Origin of the sequence: Streptomyces minutiscleroticus, from assembly GCF_014650875.1 — a bacterium.
GTDB lineage: Bacteria > Actinomycetota > Actinomycetes > Streptomycetales > Streptomycetaceae > Streptomyces > Streptomyces minutiscleroticus.
The window spans coordinates 94,387-109,997 of the sequence record NZ_BMVU01000018.1 but is presented as its reverse complement, the minus strand read 5'-3'; the positions used below and the strand labels follow the sequence as shown (position 1 = coordinate 109,997).

The window sequence follows — 15,611 nt, the reverse complement described above, 5'->3', positions numbered from 1 at the left end:
GACGGGCGACGGAATCCTCCGTCGCCCGTTACGGGGGCGGGTGCGACCGGCAGGCACGGCACAGAGGACGCTTGCCGGCTTCCGTGCCCCGCGCCCCGCAGGACCGCGTCCCGGTCATCATCCGGTGGGACGGCGTCTACGACGCCGAGGTGCCGGAACTGCCGGAGCCGGAACGGATCACGTGGGCGGTGCATCGGTGGCGGCTGGAGTCGGTGGACGGGGAGTGACGTACAGGTCCGCGGAGTTCTTCCCCCGCCACAGGTTCTTGCCGCTGCGGCGCTCCCACAGGGCGATCAGAACGGCTTCGCCCAGCCAGTCCACCGTCAGCCAGAAGGGCACCACAGCGCACCACCACGGCCACCACAGCAGGGCCGGGGCCAGGAAGATCACCAGGAAGGAGAGGAACATGTCCGGCAGGACCGGGCGCCGCCGCAGTGCAGAGCCGTCGTCGACCGGGCTTTTGTCCGGCAGGGCGGCGGCGTCGTCCAACTTCCGCACCAGCCAGGACTGCCGGACAGGAAGCAGCAGGCGCAGCAGCCGCAGGACCTGAAGGGCGACGACGACGGCGACGAACATGCCGCCTCCCGCGGAGACCGGCGGCAGTCCGCGGACCGCCGCGGTCACCGCCGTACCGACGACGGCGACGGCCAGCATCGTGAAGACCGTCCGCAGCTGCCAGGACACGTACCGTTCCATGCGCAATCCCCCCGTGGCCGACGCGGAGGGTCAGGACACCGGGGCGGCCTCCGCCTCGCACCGCAGCCGCCGGTCCGGGTCGAGCACCCGTACCGGACCTGTGGGAGGCAGCCGTGCCGTATGGCGTACGTCCGCGCTGGACGCGGCCAACCGTAGTTCCAGAGCGCCCGGCTCGACCACCCGTCGACCTGAACGGTCGGTGAACGCCGAGAGATCCGGGCGGAAGCGGAACGTCACCCGTCGTGCCGCGCCCGGAGCCGGCTCCACGTGCTGGCAGCCGATCAAGCGGACGTCCGGGCGCGTGACGCTCGCCACCAGGTCGTGCAGGGGGAGCTGGACGACCTCCGCGCCCGCGCGCGCCCGTGTTGCGGACGGTGAGCGACACGCGGTGTCGGACCCCACGCACAGAGCCGTACGACAGTGCTGGCCGCTTCTCCTACGCAGCCGGGACCAAGGGCGCAACGCTCAGCGAGTCCTGGCAGTACTGCTTCGGCCAGGTCGGCGACCTCACCTCTCGGGGCACCGGCCGAGGGCTGCCCGCGCGGCACCACCTGCACGGTCAACGACGCCCAGCAGCGCACGCCAGGAACGGCTCGTCGGACGACCGGTCCTACGACCCCGACATGTGCCGCTCCACCAGCCCCGCCCCCCCGGCCAGGAGAGGAACCCCTGCCTCTACGCCGAAGACGGCACGGGGCAGGACGTCACGCTGCCGTCCGTGTGAGTACACAGGTCGATCTCCTCCAGCAGCGCCGACGCCGATGCCCGAGCACCCGGCGCGATCTTCCGGTCCAGCAGGCGGAAGACCTGCTCGGCGCGGATGGCCGGCCACCGCTGTGGCAGGTGCTCGGCGGGAAGGTGCGGGTCTTGGCGGACGAGTTGGAGCCAGTCGGTGTGCAGTGAGACCTGGCAGGCGAGGTCGTCGTCCGCGGCCGGGGGCGTGCTGGTGTCCCACCGCTTCAAGAACGCCTCGTAGCGGGCGGCTATCTCCCCGACGTCGAAGGCCCGCCGGACCAGATCGGCGGATTCGGTCGGTCCCAGAGGCCGGGCCTGCAGCGTAGTCAGGTGATCGCCCAGCTCGAGGGGGGCGAGGTCGGCCGCTACGTCCCTGGTGCCCGCCGCGATCCACAGGCCGCCCTGGAGGGGCGCGAAACCGGCCCAGGCCAGCCGCGAACGCAGGTCATGGCGCGCGCTGCCTCGGTCGTTGGGCAGTGTGAATGCGACCAGGGTCCAGGTGCCGTCCCAGTCTCTGTTGATCGCTCCGGTGTCCTGGACCCGCCGACGTCCGTCTTCCAGCACTTGCACGGCGCGTGGCGTGAGCCCGAAGTACGCCTTGCGTCCCTTGCGGTACCGGGTCAGCAGATTGCGTTTGGTCATACGGGCGAGGGTGGAGCGCACCGCTTCCTCCGACACTCCCAGGCGCGCGAAGACATCGATGATGCTCCCGGAGTAGACCGCGGTTTCGCGGCCCAGCACGTAGATGCCGAAGAAGCTGAACATCAACGATTGCGGGCGCACGGAAGCCGCCGCGGTGGACCCGACTTCGTTTTCGACCGTCACGCCACGAGGGTAGACGAGGCGGCCAACGTTGGTCACAATCACGACGCAGGGAAAAAAACCGCCCGACTTCGGTGTGGACTGTCCGGGTCGTCGACCCGGTGGGGGTCCGCACCGACCGCGGCCGGACACCGCCGGGCGCCTGCGCCGTCGCCGTCCGTGGATGCCCCTGGGCCGTACCGGCATCCATGTCACCCGCAAAGGAAGCCACCGGTATCGCACGACCGACCCGTCTCGGCCAGAGCAAGGGAGCTCACCAGATGCAGGCTGTTTCTCCCCGACAAGCAGCGCACGATCCGGTGCAGTTGCGCCGGGCGGTGACCTCCAGCTTCCTCGGGAGTGTCATTGAGTACTACGACTTCCTCCTGTACTCCACCGCCTCCGCGGTGGTCTTCGCCGACGTCTTCTTCTCCGACCTCAGTCCCGTCGCCGCTACCCTCGCCAGTTTCAGCACCTTCGCCACGGGCTACCTGGCCAGGCCGCTGGGCGGTGTCGTCTTCGGCCACTTCGGGGACCGGATCGGCCGCAAGCGGATGCTGGTGCTGACGATGTCCGTGATGGGCGTCGCCAGCTTCCTCATCGGAGTCCTGCCCACCTACGACCAGGCCGGCAGCCTGGCGCCGGTCGCCCTGGTGGTGCTGCGCATCGTGCAGGGCGTCGCGGTGGGCGGTGAGTGGGGCGGTGCCGTGCTCATCTCCGCCGAACACGCCTCCCGGCGGCGTGGGCTGTGGGCCAGCTTCACGAACGCCGGGGCGCCCTTCGGCATGGCGGCTTCCACCGTCGCCCTCTCAGGAACGGCCACCGCCGTCGGGGAAGACGCCTTCCTGTCCTGGGGCTGGCGCATCCCCTTCCTGTTCAGCCTGGTGCTGCTGGCCATCGGCCTGTTCGTCCGGCTGCGGGTGGCCGAAACCCCGGTCTTCGCCGAGGCCGAGGAGCGCGTGGAGGCGGCACCGCGCCGGTCCTTCCCGTTGTGGGACGTCATACGCAACCACCCCCGGGCGCTGCTGCTGAGCATCGGGGTCGGCCTGTCCGCGTTCGTCGTCCAGGGCACGCTGACCACGTACCTCATCTCCTACGCCGTGCAGGACGGCTTCGAGCGGCAGACGGTGCTCAACGGTCTGGCGGTCTCCTCCACGCTCGCGGTGGCCGGCATCGTGGGCTGGTCGGCGCTCTCCGACCGGCTGGGCCGGCGCCCGGTCGTGATCGCGGGCGCGCTGCTGGTGGCCGCCTACTCGTTCGCACTGTTCCCCCTGGTCGACACGGGCAGTACGGTCCTGCTCGTGCTGTCGCTCGTGGTCGGACAGTCGCTGTTGCATCCGCTGATGTACGGACCACTCGCCGCGCTGTACACGGAACTGTTCACCACCCGCAGCCGCTACACGGGCGCCTCCCTCGGATATCAGATGGCCGGCCTCGGCGCGGGCTTCGCGCCGCTGATCTTCACCGAAGTGCAGGCCGATGCGGGTGATCACGCCACACTGATCATTTCGTCGATCATCGCAGCTTTCTGCCTGGTGACGGTCGTCTGCGTCGCCGTACTCGGAGAAACCAGTGGCAACGACCTGGCCACTCTGTCCGCTGACGACCCGACCGGACCATTTTTGCCCGCACCCGCCGCACCCGCCGCACCGCCCGCACAGCAAGGACGCCCACGGCCATGAGCGGTCAGGAGCCCGTCGCGCGCATCGGGTGCCGCGCCGGTCGCTGTTTCGTCCGGCTGTACCGGAGCGGCGGGGCCGGGCCGAAGCTGTCGATGACGTTCGCCTGAAAGGCTGTGCTCGGCAGGCCATTGGCCGCGACCGGGGCGTGGCAGTACGTTGGCCGCACCCCGTTCGTGCAAGGGGGCGAGCATGGATCCGGTGGTGCTGGCCGCAGGGACGGCCCTGGTGACCGCGATGACGGGTGACGCGTGGGAGGCGGCGCGGGGTGCGCTGGTCGGCCTCTGGCGCAAGGGCAGACCAGAGGAGTCCGAGGCCGTCGGCAGTGAGCTGGAACGGGCGCGGAGCGTGGCGCTGGAGTCGCGGCGCACCACCGACACCGACACCGAGCAGGCCCTCGTCGGTTTCTGGCGGATGCGGCTCGACCATCTTTTGCGCGAGTGCCCGGACCTGGCCGGCGACCTGCGCACGGTTGTGGAGAAAGATCTCGTTCCGAGGCTCGGCGCGGGCGAGCGCGACCGGGTGACCGCGCTGTTCGGCCAGACGGAGGCCCACGATCACGCCCGTATCTACCAGGCGGGCAGGGACCAGCACATCGACGGGGAATGACGTCCGATGGCAGAGAAACGGGACCGGGGAAAACCGCCTGCGGAAGAGGGCCCGGCGGGGCGTGCGCGCTTGAACGCGCAGGCATCCGGCCAGGGGCGCGTCTACCAGGCGGGCCGCGACCAGGTCTTCCACTACGGGCAGCGGACGCGCTCCCGGACGTACAGCGAAGGCGGCGAGGACGCCGAGTGCCCCTACCCGGGGCTGGCGTCCTTCGGGCGCGACCAGGCGCGCTGGTTCTGCGGCCGGGAGGCGCTGACGAGCGACCTCGTCGACGCCATGGACCGCAGGCTGTGCACCGGCGGCGTGCAGATCGTGATCGGTCCGTCGGGGGCGGGCAAGTCATCGCTGCTTCGCGCCGGGCTCCTCGCCCGGCTCGCACACGGGGCCCTGCCGGAATCGGCCTCGTGGCGGCAGGTCCTGCTCACCCCGACGGCCACCGCGCCGGACGCGCTCGATGCGGCGCTGGGCCCGGACGCCGACGCCGCCGTCCGGACCATCGTCGTGGTCGACCAGTTCGAGGAGCTGTTCACGCTGTGTCCCGACGAAGGGGAACGGCAGGTCTTCATCGACCGGCTCACCCGGCTCGCCGCCGCGTCCGACGGGTCGCCCCCCAGGCTGGTCGTGGTAGGGCTGCGCGCGGACTTCTACGCCGCCTGCCTGGAGTACCCACAGCTTGCCGAGCCCATCGACCGCGCGCTGGTGGTCACGGCGATGACGGCCGAGCAGCTTCGCGAAGCGATCGTCTATCCGGCCCAGGACGTCGATCTGGAGATCGAGCCCGGGCTGGTCGAAATCCTGCTGCGCGACCTCGGCGCGGAGGGCGGCGGCCGGGGCGGCTATCTGGCGGGCCGGCTTCCGTACCTGGCCTACGCCCTGCGACGGAGCTGGCAGGTGCGGCACGGCTCGACCCTCACCGTCGAGGGCTACGAGAGCACCGGCGGCATCGAGTCCGCCATCGCCGACACCGCCGAACGGGTCTACCGAGGGCTCGACGAAGACGGCCGGGTCATCGCCCGGGCCCTGTTCCTGCGACTGGTCAGGGTCGGTGAGAACACCGAGGACAGCCGCAGGCGGCTGTCCCGCGACGACCTCGTCGGCACCGGCCTCGACCAGCGGGCGGCGGACGCGGTGATCGACGCCTTCACCCGGGAGCGGCTGCTCACCCGCGAGCAGGACGAGCACAGGGACGACGTCGAGATCACCCACGAGGTGCTCATCCACAGCTGGCCGACGCTGCACGAGTGGATCGAGACGGACCGCGCCGAGCTGCTCGTCCGCCAGCGCCTCGCCGAGGACGCCGCGACCTGGCGCGCCAGCGGCGAGGACGCCGCCTACCTGTACACCGACAGCCGCCTCGCCGCGGCCACCGAACTGGAGCGGGGACCGAAGGGCGCCGAACTGACGTCCACCGAGCACGGCTTCGTCGCCGCCAGCGCCTACCGCGCCCGGCGCCGCACCCGGGTGGTCCGCGAGGTCATCGCGACACTGACGGTGCTCTTCTTGCTCGCTGCGGGCGCGGGCGTCCTCGCCGTCCTGCAGAACGGGCAGGTGACCCGCCAGCGCGACGCGGCCATCTCCCGGCAGGCCGCCGACGCCTCGGAAAAGATCAACGACTCCTCGCTCGCGGCGCAGCTCGGCCTCGCGGCCTACCGGATCGCCCCGACGCCCGAGGCGCGCGGCGCGCTGCTGTCCATGTTGTCGCGGTCGGTGGGCGCCCGCCTGCTCGGACACACCGGGCCCGTCGAACTGGTCGCCTTCCGGCGCGACGGCCGGGTCCTCGCGAGCGCCTCCAGCGACGCGACGGCCCGGCTGTGGGACGTCAGCGACCCGGCTCACCCGAAGAACCTCGGCGTGCTCAAGGGACACACGGGCAGCGTGATCGGCGTGGCCTTCGGCCCGGACGGCCGCACCGTGGCGACGGCGTCGAACGACGCCACAACCCGCCTCTGGGACGTCACCGATCCTGCCGCGCCCCGGACCCTGGCGTCGATGAAAGGCCACCGTGAGCGGGTCCGCTCAGTCGCGTTCGCACCCGCCGGCGCTCTCCTCGCCACCGCGTCGGACGACGGGAAGGTCGGCATCTGGAACATCGCCGACCGCGCCCGGCCGCGCCTCCTCGCCAAGGTCACCGCGGTCACCGGCTTCCCCGCCGTCAGGTTCAGTCCCGACAGCCGGACGATGGCCGTCTCCTCGCGCGGCGGCCGCGCCGAACTGTGGGACGTCAGCATCCCGAAACATCCGAAGAGCAGGGCCGTCCTGAACGGGCACACCAGTTCCCTCACAAGCGTCGCCTTCTCACCGGACGGACGGGTCCTCGCCACCGCGTCGGAGGACACGACCATTGGGCTGTGGGACGTGAGCGCCGCAGGGCACGAACGCCGCCTCGGGACGGTACGGGGGCACACAGCCCTCGTCTACGACGCGACGTTCAGTCCGGACGGCCGGACACTGGCCACGGCATCGGCCGACACGACCGCGAGGCTCTGGAACGTCACCGACCTGCGGGCACCGCGGCCTCTGTCGAGCATGACGGGGTTCGCCAATAGCGTCACGGGCGTGGCCTTCAGGCCCGACGGCCGGGTCCTCGCCACATCGTCCGCCGACGGCACCGTCAGGGCGTGGGACGTCTCCTCACCGGCGCACGTCGCAGACCGGGCACTGCTCACGACATCCGCGAGCTATGTCACCAAAGTCGCCTACGCGCCCGACGGACGGCTGCTGGCCTCCGCCGGCAGCGACGGCACCGCCACACTGTGGGACGCGACCGATCCGGCCCGCGCCCTGTCGCTCGCCACGTTGAAAGGGCATCGCAAAGACATCAGTGGCATCGTGTTCGCGCCGGACGGCCGGCACCTTGCGACCTCCTCCTGGGACTCCACCGCCGTGCTGTGGGACATCGCCGATCCGGCGCACCCTGTCGTGCTCTCGCGGCTGCGCGGCCACGCCAACGCCGTCCAGTCGGTGACGTTCGGCCCGGACGGCCGGCTGGTGGCCACCACCGGACGGGACGGGTGGACGATCCTGTGGGACGTGTCGCGGCCGCGACACCCGCAAGAGGTGTCGCGTTTGGGGCCGCCCGACAACTGGATCAACATCACGGCGTTCGCGCCGGACGGCCGGACGATCGTCGTCGGCTCGGGTACCGGGGCGGTCATCGTCTGGGACATCGCCGACGTGGCCGAACCCAAGCGGCTGGCGGTAGTGCGCGCGCACAACAACTCGCTGACGGACGCAAAGTTCGACCACGAAGGAAGGCTGCTCGCCACCTCGTCCAACGACGGCACCACGCGTCTGTGGGACTTGGTCCGGCCCGCTCGGCCGAGCCCTGTAGCAACGCTGCGCGGGCATAGCAATGTGGTCGCCGGGGTTGATTTCAATCCCGACGGGAGGTTGCTCGCGACCGCTTCCCTCGACTCCTCGGTACGGCTGTGGGACATCGCGAAGCCGTCCGATCCCGCGCTCCGGGCGGTGATCAGCACGGGCACCGCCTACGCGAACGACGTCCGATTCAGCCCCAAAGGCGATACGCTCGCCACCGCCGACGGCTACGGCCGCGTCGTCCTGTCCGGCCTGGACGTCGCGAAGGCGGAGAACTACGTCTGCGCGCGGGCGGGCATGCCGATCACCCGGGCGGAGTGGGCGCAGTACATCCCCGATCTCTCCTACGCGCCGCCCTGCGGCACCTGACCCCGGCGTGCAGCGTGACGTACTTCGAACGAATCGGTAAGAAGTCGCGCGACGCGCCGAGCACGTGGTGAACCCCAACGCCTGCAACCCCACGCACAACCCGGACGGCCACGACCTTGGCACCTGCCCCGTCTGCGGATACGAGACGTTCTGTCTGGAGGGGCCCACCCCGATCTCCGTCCGGGTCGGGTACCGACAGCGCCTGCTGTGCACCTGCACGCGCACGCCCGATACCGCAGAGGAAGAGGCACTCGCCGAACATCTTGTATGGATCATGGGCAAGTGATGTCATCCCGGATGCTGGCCAGTCGGCCAGGCGATTCTCCTGACCACGCGCACGGTCCAGGAGAAGCGCGTGCACGGTTCAGAACGCACCGCACGCGGGTAGTGGGCCTTTCTCACCGCCATAAGACACTGCATCAGGGCCCGCAGGCCACGCCGCCCCTGTCGCGATCCGGATGCAGTGCGTAGCCGGGGTCACCTCTGCGCAGTGGCGCAACTCCGGTAGCCCGCGCATCGTCGCAGTTGTCGTAGAGGCCCCGAGGTCGCGGAACTCGTCGTTGATCGGGCAGGCGGTTGTGTTGGTGACGGTTTCCGTAACGGTGGGGCGGCTGTGTCGATGTCTCCGCGGCAGCCGTCGGCCGCTCGGGAAGGACGGGCGAGGAGGACGACGAAGGAGGACTGCTCGTGGACGGCAGGGAGCTGCTCGTGGTGGTGGGCTGCGGTTCTTTGCCGACCGGATCGCACCTGCTCACGATTCCACCGAGGGCGACAAATAGAGGGGACAGCCCGAGGAGGACGGACGCGGTTCGCCCAGGCGACCTCATAGCCGTCCATCGCCGACGCACATGCCACACGGGGTCGTGTCGTCCCATCCTGCTGGGCAATCGCATGCTGCGGCCAGCCGTACGACAACACTGGGGGTGATGGGAGTGCCGGGTGCGGCGCCGCTTTCCGGACCGGGCCTGCCGACGTGAGCTGGCCGACGTCCTGTTCCCGCCCGCGGCTACGGCCGCCAAGCCCTCGCCACGGACCTGAGAGCCAGGCCGCGGCCCGGCCTCATGAACGGCACGGCCATGGCTACCGCTTCGGCCGCTGCCCGGACTGCCGTGCCGCCAAGGCCGCCGCCCGCAGGCGAAAGACCGCCATGGCCGCATCCACCCGCTCGGACCGAACCTGAAGCGCCCCGTGGCGACCATGGGCGAGCCCGTGATGTATACCCGAGCGCGGTTCGGCTTCACCACCGCGCCCGGCTTCAGCCACGACGCCCGGATGCGCGACCTCACCGTTGCGCTGCCCCGGACTGCACGGCTCACGTCTTCGGCGCCCGGACCGCCTGCGGCAGCGAGCAGCAGCTGCGCGAGGTCGCTACCGCAGATGCACGGGGGATGATCGGACTCGCCGGTGCAGCACTGCGCTGGCACATGCCAGGACGATGGCAAGGCCTGCCAGCAGGCAGACGAGCACGCTGATCGACATGGAGACGTGCTCCACCGTTGCACCGTCGGCGTAGACGCAGGCGCTGCGAAGAGGCCAGGCTTCCTGCTCGATGCGCACCAACTCGGCATCGGAGGCGGTCCCGTCTCCGCACGACTGGGGGAACGGCCCTCCCAGCAAGACGGAGAACCAGCCGTAGCAGTACACGGCTACGGCCAAAGAGCCGGAGACCAGAACGAGAACCGCGCAGAGTCTGGAAGCGGACACAGGTGGATATCTCAGCATCAGAACAACGGTCACGATGCTCGCCACCGCCGTAGCCAGACCGATCAACATCAGCATGCCCATCAAAGGCAGTACCACTATGTCCCCTTCTTGCAAGGAGGAAGCACGATGGGTGAGGAACCGACGGGGTACAGAGGTGCTGTCCGGCTTCCTCCTCGTGGCGGCCGTCCCCATCATTGTCATCATTGTCGGGGAGGACAGTCCTGCCGTCCGCTGTCGGACTGACGATGTGGACGACGGCACCGCCGCGACGGGTGAGAGAGCTGACCGTCACCGTGGCGTCGTCCCTCTTGCTAGTCACCACGGCCGGTGCTCAGGACTCCGTCGCCGGCGCTCACCTGCTCGACCAGGTGGCTGTCACTCACCCAGGCGTGCGCAAGGCCTGGGCGAGTGGCGGTTGCCGCCAGCAGCTGATCGAGCACGCCGCCATCCTTGGCATCGACATGGAAATCGTCCGACGCCCTGCCGACCGGCGCGGATTCGCTCAACTGCCCCGCAGGTGGGCGGTGAAGCGGACGCTGGGCCGGCTGATGTTCCACCGCCGCCTGGCCCGCGATTACGAGACCCTGTCCGCCCGCTCCGAAGCCATGACCCACCTGGCCATGACCGACCTGGTGGTCCGCCGCCTCACCGGCGAGGCCACCGTCTCCTGGCGCGACCCGGCACCACGGGATCAAACGTGAATTCCAGGATGAAACATCGGGGGAATATGACCTCTCACATGCGGTCGATGCCGGCCGGGGTGGCGTCGGTGCCGACCACCACAGCCGGACCGGCCCGGGGACGGCTCCGCTGGGCGGGTGGTCGATGTCCAGGCGGATCAGCGTGCCCGACAGTGATCGATTCGACGTGCTTGCGCGGCACGCGCGGGTGTCCCTCGCGCTCGTAGAACTGCCGCGCGGCCGCGGCCTCTCCTCCTCCCCGGCGGGTTCGGTGCCGAGGACGTTCTCCAGCATCCGCTGCTGGCCGCCGGCGGGATCCTCGGAGCCCAGATGCTGTGCACGGACTCAGCGGCCGAGGTCCTCGCCCTGGCGCACGGCACTGCCCGGCTCGGTGGGCAGCGGGCCGCCGTCGTGCAGATGCCGGCGCACCAGATGGAAGCCGCGCTGCCATTCCACCTGCCAGGCGGGGCACCAGGAGGGATCGATCTCCTCCAGTCGCTCGCGCCGTTCCTGCGACAGCATGCCGGTCGCCGGCCCTGTCGCCAGCCCCCTGGGCGTGCCGCTGCTCGATCCCTGCGGCCCGCCGGGCCGCGGGCGGCGGCAATGGTTCGACGCGCCGGGCGACCAGCCGCCCGGGCCGAGTGGTGCGGGCCGTGACGGCGCGGGTCGGCTGGACCGGTTGCGGCTGGTCGTGCTGGCGTGGCCGTGCTTACGGTGGCCGCCGCCCCGGCGCCTCGGTTCTCGCCTGGATCATGCAGGCGGTTGCACAGTCGCACTCCGTACACGCCGCACATGACGGCGGCGGGCAGCCGTCGGCCGGCGGCTGCCCGCATCGGGTGGGGTGCTGCCTCGGGCAGCGGGCACCGGTGGCCTCAGCGGCCGGCCGTCTGGCCCGGGCGGGTGGTGTCCGTGGCGGCTGGGGAGGGCGCCGGTGGAGCCGCGGGCGCGGCGGTGGTGCGGTGGACGAGGGCGGTGGCGACGTCGCGCAGTTTGGTGTTGGTGCGCTGGGAGAGCTCCACAAGGACCTGGAAGGCGTCGTCGGGGTCCAGGTGGCGCTGGGCGATGATGACACCGACGGCTTGGTCGATCACGGCGCGTGAGGCCAGGGCGCTCTGCAGCTGCTCCACCTTGGCCTCCATCCGGGCCAGGCGGGCGCGGTCCCGTTCGGCTCCGGCCGCATACTCCGCGTACAGTCGCTGGGCCTCCCGGTCGCGCACTGGTGTCTCCGTCTGCTCGTAGGCGGTGCTGACCGTCTCCAGGAGGCGGTGCAGGGCGGTGGCGTCCTCCACCCGGTGCAGGATGCCGGTGACGTTTTTGTCCTTGTCGTGCAGGGGCACGCTGAGCGGGCTCCAGTAGCGCTCGACGAAGCCGGTGGTGCTGCGGGGGGAGGGGATGTCGTAGCGGTGCACGGGTAAGACGTCCCGTCCGCCGTGCTGAAGGACCCGCTCGAAGGATGCCTTGAAGGTGGCCACGCTGTTCACGCCGGGGGCATGAGGGTTGTCGGGAAAGACGTCGAAGACGTACCGGCCGACCAACTGCCTGTGCTTGCGGCCCGTTGCGGACAGGTAGGCGGCGTTGGCCTCCCGCACCACCAGCGCATCGTCCAGGACCAGCAGCGCGACGGGCGCGGTGCGGAAGAACCGCTCGAACCCCTCGTCCAGATCCTTCCACCACTGCTGCGCACGGTTGTGCATGTGCCGCTCCTCCATCCCTTTACCTGCTGTTCATGACGTGTATTTGATGTCAGTTATCAACTTTGGCAGGACGGTCGGCACGGGTACAACCGTGGCCGTCCCCGTATGGGCACCGTTCGCCGCCGTGGCACGTGGTCGGCGCGACCCGCGGGACGGCAGCCGGACGCAGGATGCCCCATCAGGCTCCAGGGCTGTCCCGGCCGCGTGTGCCTGCGGCCGATGATCCGTCCTTCGTGCAGCGCGGGCGGCGCGCCCGCAGGGGCCGGGGCTCCCTGCGGGCGCGTTGTCATGGAAGGGCTTCATCCCGCTGCGTGCACACCGCGCCCGGTGAAGGTGTAGGTCCCGGAGGGGACCTTGTGGATCGGCTGGTGTAGCGGCCCAGTTCGGCGCCGATCCAGTCGGCCGGGGCCGCGTCCATGATGTGGGCGTCGGCTCCGGTGCCGGCCTTCCCGGTCCGGATGTAGTTCAAGAACGCCTGCATCCGCGGGTAGTAGTGGGCCATGGTGTGGGTGTCGCCGTAGACCTTGTAGAGGAACCACGGGGTGAGGATGACGCCGTTGCCCCAGTTGATCCCGTCTCTGAACCGGCCGGTGCATCCCCAGTCGTACACGGGCGCCTTCAGGGCGACGTTGCCGATGTCGTCGCCGGCCTCGGACTGGCCCTCCGTCAGGTGGCGCTCGATGGTGCGCAGGTAGGCGGCGCAGCCGAAGTGGCGGTGCAGGAAGTCGAAGGGCTGCAGGTAGTCCGCGGGGTAGGCGAGCTTCTCACGGCCGGGACAGTCCGTGAACGCGGACATCGTGGTGATCACGATCGGGTACCGCGACATTTGGTGGATGCGGTTGATGCGGTCGTTGGAGGTCTTCATGCGGCCGGCGGCGGGGGTGTCCGCGTGCAACTGCAGTCCGGTGACGGTCTTGGGGGTGGGCTGGTATCCCGCGGGCAGGCCGGTCACCTGCACCCACTGCATGCCGAAGTAGTTCAGTTCGGGGTGCCAGGTCTCGCCTTCGGCGGAGCCGTGGGTGGTGTAGGAGGCGAAGATGTCGGTGCCGCGGCTGCCGCCGCCCATGATGAAGGCCTGGTTGACGGTACCGTCCGCGTTGAGGGACTCCGCCGGGAGCAGCTTGACGGTGGTGCCGGCGGGGACCTTGCCGTCCAGGGTCGGCTGGGGCCGGCCGGCGAAGTTCTGGCCGAAGTCGAAGACCCGCACGCCCGGCCGGGGCTGGGTGACGGAGACGGGGCGGAAGCGGTCGGCGATCTTGACCGGTTCGGCCGCGCGCCAGACCGGTTCGGTGGTCAGGTTGGGCGGCGGGGCGATGCCGGCGGCCACCCGGCCGACGGGCGAGCCGTCGCGGCGGCGGGCGGCTCGGCTTGGTCGACGCTCCCACTGGCTCCGAACACGATCCGAGAAGCAGCACAATCCAGCTGTAGATCGTGATCCCGCTCGTCATAGCCCGGTGGGCGGTGCTGCTCTACGATGCCCTCGTGATCGCCAAGCTGCAGTGCGTGGTGCTGGACTGTACGGATGTCTTTGAGCTGTCCCGGTTCTACCAGTCGCTTCTCGGCGGTGTGGTGAACCAGCCGGATCCGCGGTGGTCGCTCGGCGACGGCTGGGCAACGCTCCACACCGACAGTGGGCTCGTGCTGGCCTTCCAGCGGGTGGAAGATCATCGGCCGCCGCGGTGGCCGGATCCCGCTCGGCCTCAGCAGTTCCACATGGACCTGGGAGTCAAGGACCTGGACCAAGCCCAGGAAGAGGTTCTTGAACGGGGCGCCACACTGCTCGATATGGGTGACGGAAAGCGGAGTTGGCGCATCTTCGCGGATCCCGCGGGGCACCCGTTCTGTCTCGTCCGGGACTGACCGGGACACCGCAGGGTGGGGTCACCGTTGGCCGGGGCAGCGAGGACGACGCACCCGACTTCGTGGACCCCACACCGGCCGAAATCCGCCGTCTGATGGCACCGCCCCCCGCACCACCCCACACTCACACCTCACATCCACGCCCTGAACCGGTTCCGATGGAGACGCCGCCACCAGGCTCGCGCCCGCCAGAGCCGCTACGAACGACGCGGCTTCCCCTGCGCCGGAACACGATGGCACAGCCCCTCCCGAGCACCCGACACCCCGCTACACTCCGCACCGGCAGGCCGCTGACCAGGCCGGATATCGAAGTGCGGCTGGAGTGCTAAGGCGCCGGAGTCGCTTCGCGAGGCGGTGCCGTCGAGGCGCGCACTACGAGTTCGGTGGCGAGTTCGATGTGGTGGGACTCGACCTTCTCGCCGTTGGCCAGCCGGAGGGCGGTGCGCAGGGCGGCGCCGCCCATCTCCCGCAGTGGCTGGCGCACGGTGGTGAGTGGCGGTGAGGCCATCCGGGCGAGGCTTGTGTCGTCGAAGCCGACCACGCTCATGTCTTCGGGGACGCGCAGACCTCGGGCGCGGGCGGTCTCGATGACACCGACGGCGATCTCGTCGTTGCCTGCGAAGACCGCCGTCGGTGGCTCCCGCAGGTCCAGCAGCGCCGCGGCGCCGAGCAACCCGGTCTCGTACGTGAATTCTCCGGGCCGGACATAGGCGTCGGGTACCTGTGCTCCTTCCGCCTCCATGGCGGCGCGGTAGCCGTGCATGCGTGCCTGGTTGCATACGGCCGTGGCCGGTCCGCCGAGATAGGCGACGCGGCGGTGGCCCAGGGAGAGCAGGTGCCGGGTCGCGGCCAGGCCGCCGGCGAAGTTGGTCGCCCCGACGCTGTAGATCCGGCTGTCCGGCAGGTGCAGTGGGTCCAGCACGACCAACGGCAGCCCGGACCGGGCCAGTTCCTTCAGGTGCGCTGTGGTGTACACGCTGGTGACCGCGATGACGGCACGGCGCCCGGCCGAGACCAGGTCCCGGGCCCAGTGCGGGGCACGGGACGCCTTGCTGATCACCACCGAGGCCCCCGATTCGGCGGCGGAGTCGATGATGCCTTCCAGCGTCTCGGCCACGTACGACTTGAGGCCGTCCGCGAACTGCACCTCGATGGTCGGGCTGACGACGGCCTCGGTGTGGCGGAACACGGGCGCGAGATAGTGGTGCTGATGCAGGAGCTCCTGCACCCGGGCACGGGTCTGCGGCGCCACGTCACCGCGACCGTTGACCACTTTGGACACGGTCGCCACGGAGACCCCGGCCGCTTGGGCGATGTCCGACAAAGTGGTGCGCCTGGCGTTCGCTCGCATCGGTTCCTCCCAGCTGTACGTCCACCGGTGCGGTGAGCCGCCGGTCGGGCCGGCAACGCAGGTGGAACCGGTCAACCTTACGGCAACCCGGTACCGAGCCCGTCCGCGGAGGGCC

Annotated in this window: 13 protein-coding genes and 2 pseudogenes; 6 read left to right on the top strand and 9 right to left on the bottom strand. The window is 70.3% G+C overall.

The window, feature by feature from the left end:
• Positions 1-177: 177 nt before the first annotated feature.
• The 3 genes and pseudogenes from IE271_RS19355 to IE271_RS19345 form a co-directional block, all read right to left on the bottom strand.
• On the bottom strand, positions 178-696 hold the full coding sequence (locus IE271_RS19355) for a hypothetical protein (protein ID WP_190191601.1): 519 nt from the start codon (positions 694-696) through the stop codon (positions 178-180).
• Between the two features lie 30 nt (positions 697-726).
• Positions 727-1,081: pseudogene (locus tag IE271_RS19350) on the bottom strand (fibronectin type III-like domain-contianing protein); the annotation flags it as partial.
• 290 nt (positions 1,082-1,371) lie between these two features.
• Positions 1,372-2,256, bottom strand: a complete 885-nt coding sequence (locus IE271_RS19345) for a PaaX family transcriptional regulator (protein WP_229919428.1) — start codon at positions 2,254-2,256, stop codon at positions 1,372-1,374.
• Between the two features lie 257 nt (positions 2,257-2,513).
• Here IE271_RS19345 and IE271_RS19340 point away from each other — a divergent pair, with 257 nt between their 5' ends.
• From IE271_RS19340 to IE271_RS19325, 4 genes are all read left to right on the top strand, one after another.
• Positions 2,514-3,914 (top strand): MFS transporter, encoded by a 1,401-nt coding sequence (locus IE271_RS19340; RefSeq protein ID WP_190191600.1) that lies wholly within the window; start codon positions 2,514-2,516, stop codon positions 3,912-3,914.
• Between the two features lie 189 nt (positions 3,915-4,103).
• On the top strand, positions 4,104-4,520 hold the full coding sequence (locus IE271_RS19335) for a hypothetical protein (protein WP_190191599.1): 417 nt from the start codon (positions 4,104-4,106) through the stop codon (positions 4,518-4,520).
• 69 nt (positions 4,521-4,589) lie between these two features.
• Entirely contained in the window at positions 4,590-8,207 is a 3,618-nt protein-coding gene (locus tag IE271_RS19330; RefSeq protein WP_190191598.1) for a WD40 repeat domain-containing protein, read from the top strand.
• Between the two features lie 64 nt (positions 8,208-8,271).
• Positions 8,272-8,493, top strand: a complete 222-nt coding sequence (locus tag IE271_RS19325; RefSeq protein ID WP_190191597.1) for a hypothetical protein — start codon at positions 8,272-8,274, stop codon at positions 8,491-8,493.
• Positions 8,494-8,626: 133 nt separating this feature from the next.
• Here the strand turns inward: IE271_RS19325 and IE271_RS19320 are convergent, their stop codons facing one another.
• The gene (locus IE271_RS19320; protein ID WP_229919427.1) at positions 8,627-9,034 is read right to left on the bottom strand and encodes an excalibur calcium-binding domain-containing protein; all 408 of its coding nucleotides are present in this window, start codon (positions 9,032-9,034) and stop codon (positions 8,627-8,629) included.
• A 541-nt stretch (positions 9,035-9,575) separates the two neighbouring features.
• On the bottom strand, positions 9,576-9,992 hold the full coding sequence (locus IE271_RS19315) for a hypothetical protein (protein ID WP_229919426.1): 417 nt from the start codon (positions 9,990-9,992) through the stop codon (positions 9,576-9,578).
• A gap of 227 nt (positions 9,993-10,219) precedes the next feature.
• On the opposite strand from IE271_RS19315, the pseudogene IE271_RS19310 reads away from it, so the two are divergent.
• Positions 10,220-10,612, top strand: a pseudogene (locus IE271_RS19310) (transposase family protein); the annotation flags it as partial.
• A gap of 324 nt (positions 10,613-10,936) precedes the next feature.
• Here the strand turns inward: IE271_RS19310 and IE271_RS43595 are convergent.
• The 3 genes from IE271_RS43595 to IE271_RS19295 form a co-directional block, all read right to left on the bottom strand.
• Complete coding sequence (locus IE271_RS43595) at positions 10,937-11,113, bottom strand: hypothetical protein (RefSeq protein WP_190191593.1); 177 nt, start codon at positions 11,111-11,113, stop codon at positions 10,937-10,939.
• 350 nt (positions 11,114-11,463) lie between these two features.
• Complete coding sequence (locus tag IE271_RS19300) at positions 11,464-12,285, bottom strand: ANTAR domain-containing protein (RefSeq protein WP_190191592.1); 822 nt, start codon at positions 12,283-12,285, stop codon at positions 11,464-11,466.
• Positions 12,286-12,571: 286 nt separating this feature from the next.
• Positions 12,572-13,612 carry a family 78 glycoside hydrolase catalytic domain gene (locus IE271_RS19295; protein WP_229919425.1) on the bottom strand — a complete coding sequence of 347 codons (1,041 nt, stop codon included), beginning with the start codon at positions 13,610-13,612 and terminating at the stop codon, positions 12,572-12,574.
• Between the two features lie 155 nt (positions 13,613-13,767).
• Here IE271_RS19295 and IE271_RS19290 point away from each other — a divergent pair, with 155 nt between their 5' ends.
• A complete protein-coding gene (locus IE271_RS19290; protein WP_190191627.1) occupies positions 13,768-14,145 on the top strand; it encodes a VOC family protein in 378 nt (125 codons plus the stop codon).
• 325 nt (positions 14,146-14,470) lie between these two features.
• Here IE271_RS19290 and IE271_RS19285 read toward each other — a convergent pair whose 3' ends face one another.
• Positions 14,471-15,496: a LacI family DNA-binding transcriptional regulator gene (locus tag IE271_RS19285; protein ID WP_190191590.1), complete on the bottom strand. Its 1,026-nt coding sequence runs from the start codon at positions 15,494-15,496 to the stop codon at positions 14,471-14,473.
• Positions 15,497-15,611 lie beyond the last annotated feature (115 nt).

Excerpts from the sequence above, each read along its gene's own strand:
- IE271_RS19355 (WP_190191601.1), bottom strand. The coding sequence starts at position 696 with ATGGAACGGTACGTGTCCTGGCAGCTGCGGACGGTCTTCACGATGCTG.
- IE271_RS19340 (WP_190191600.1), top strand. The coding sequence starts at position 2,514 with ATGCAGGCTGTTTCTCCCCGACAAGCAGCGCACGATCCGGTGCAGTTG.
- IE271_RS19335 (WP_190191599.1), top strand. The coding sequence starts at position 4,104 with ATGGATCCGGTGGTGCTGGCCGCAGGGACGGCCCTGGTGACCGCGATG.
- IE271_RS19320 (WP_229919427.1), bottom strand. The coding sequence starts at position 9,034 with ATGAGGTCGCCTGGGCGAACCGCGTCCGTCCTCCTCGGGCTGTCCCCT.
- IE271_RS19315 (WP_229919426.1), bottom strand. The coding sequence starts at position 9,992 with ATGGGCATGCTGATGTTGATCGGTCTGGCTACGGCGGTGGCGAGCATC.
- IE271_RS43595 (WP_190191593.1), bottom strand. The coding sequence starts at position 11,113 with ATGCTGTCGCAGGAACGGCGCGAGCGACTGGAGGAGATCGATCCCTCC.
- IE271_RS19300 (WP_190191592.1), bottom strand. The coding sequence starts at position 12,285 with ATGCACAACCGTGCGCAGCAGTGGTGGAAGGATCTGGACGAGGGGTTC.
- IE271_RS19285 (WP_190191590.1), bottom strand. The coding sequence starts at position 15,496 with ATGCGAGCGAACGCCAGGCGCACCACTTTGTCGGACATCGCCCAAGCG.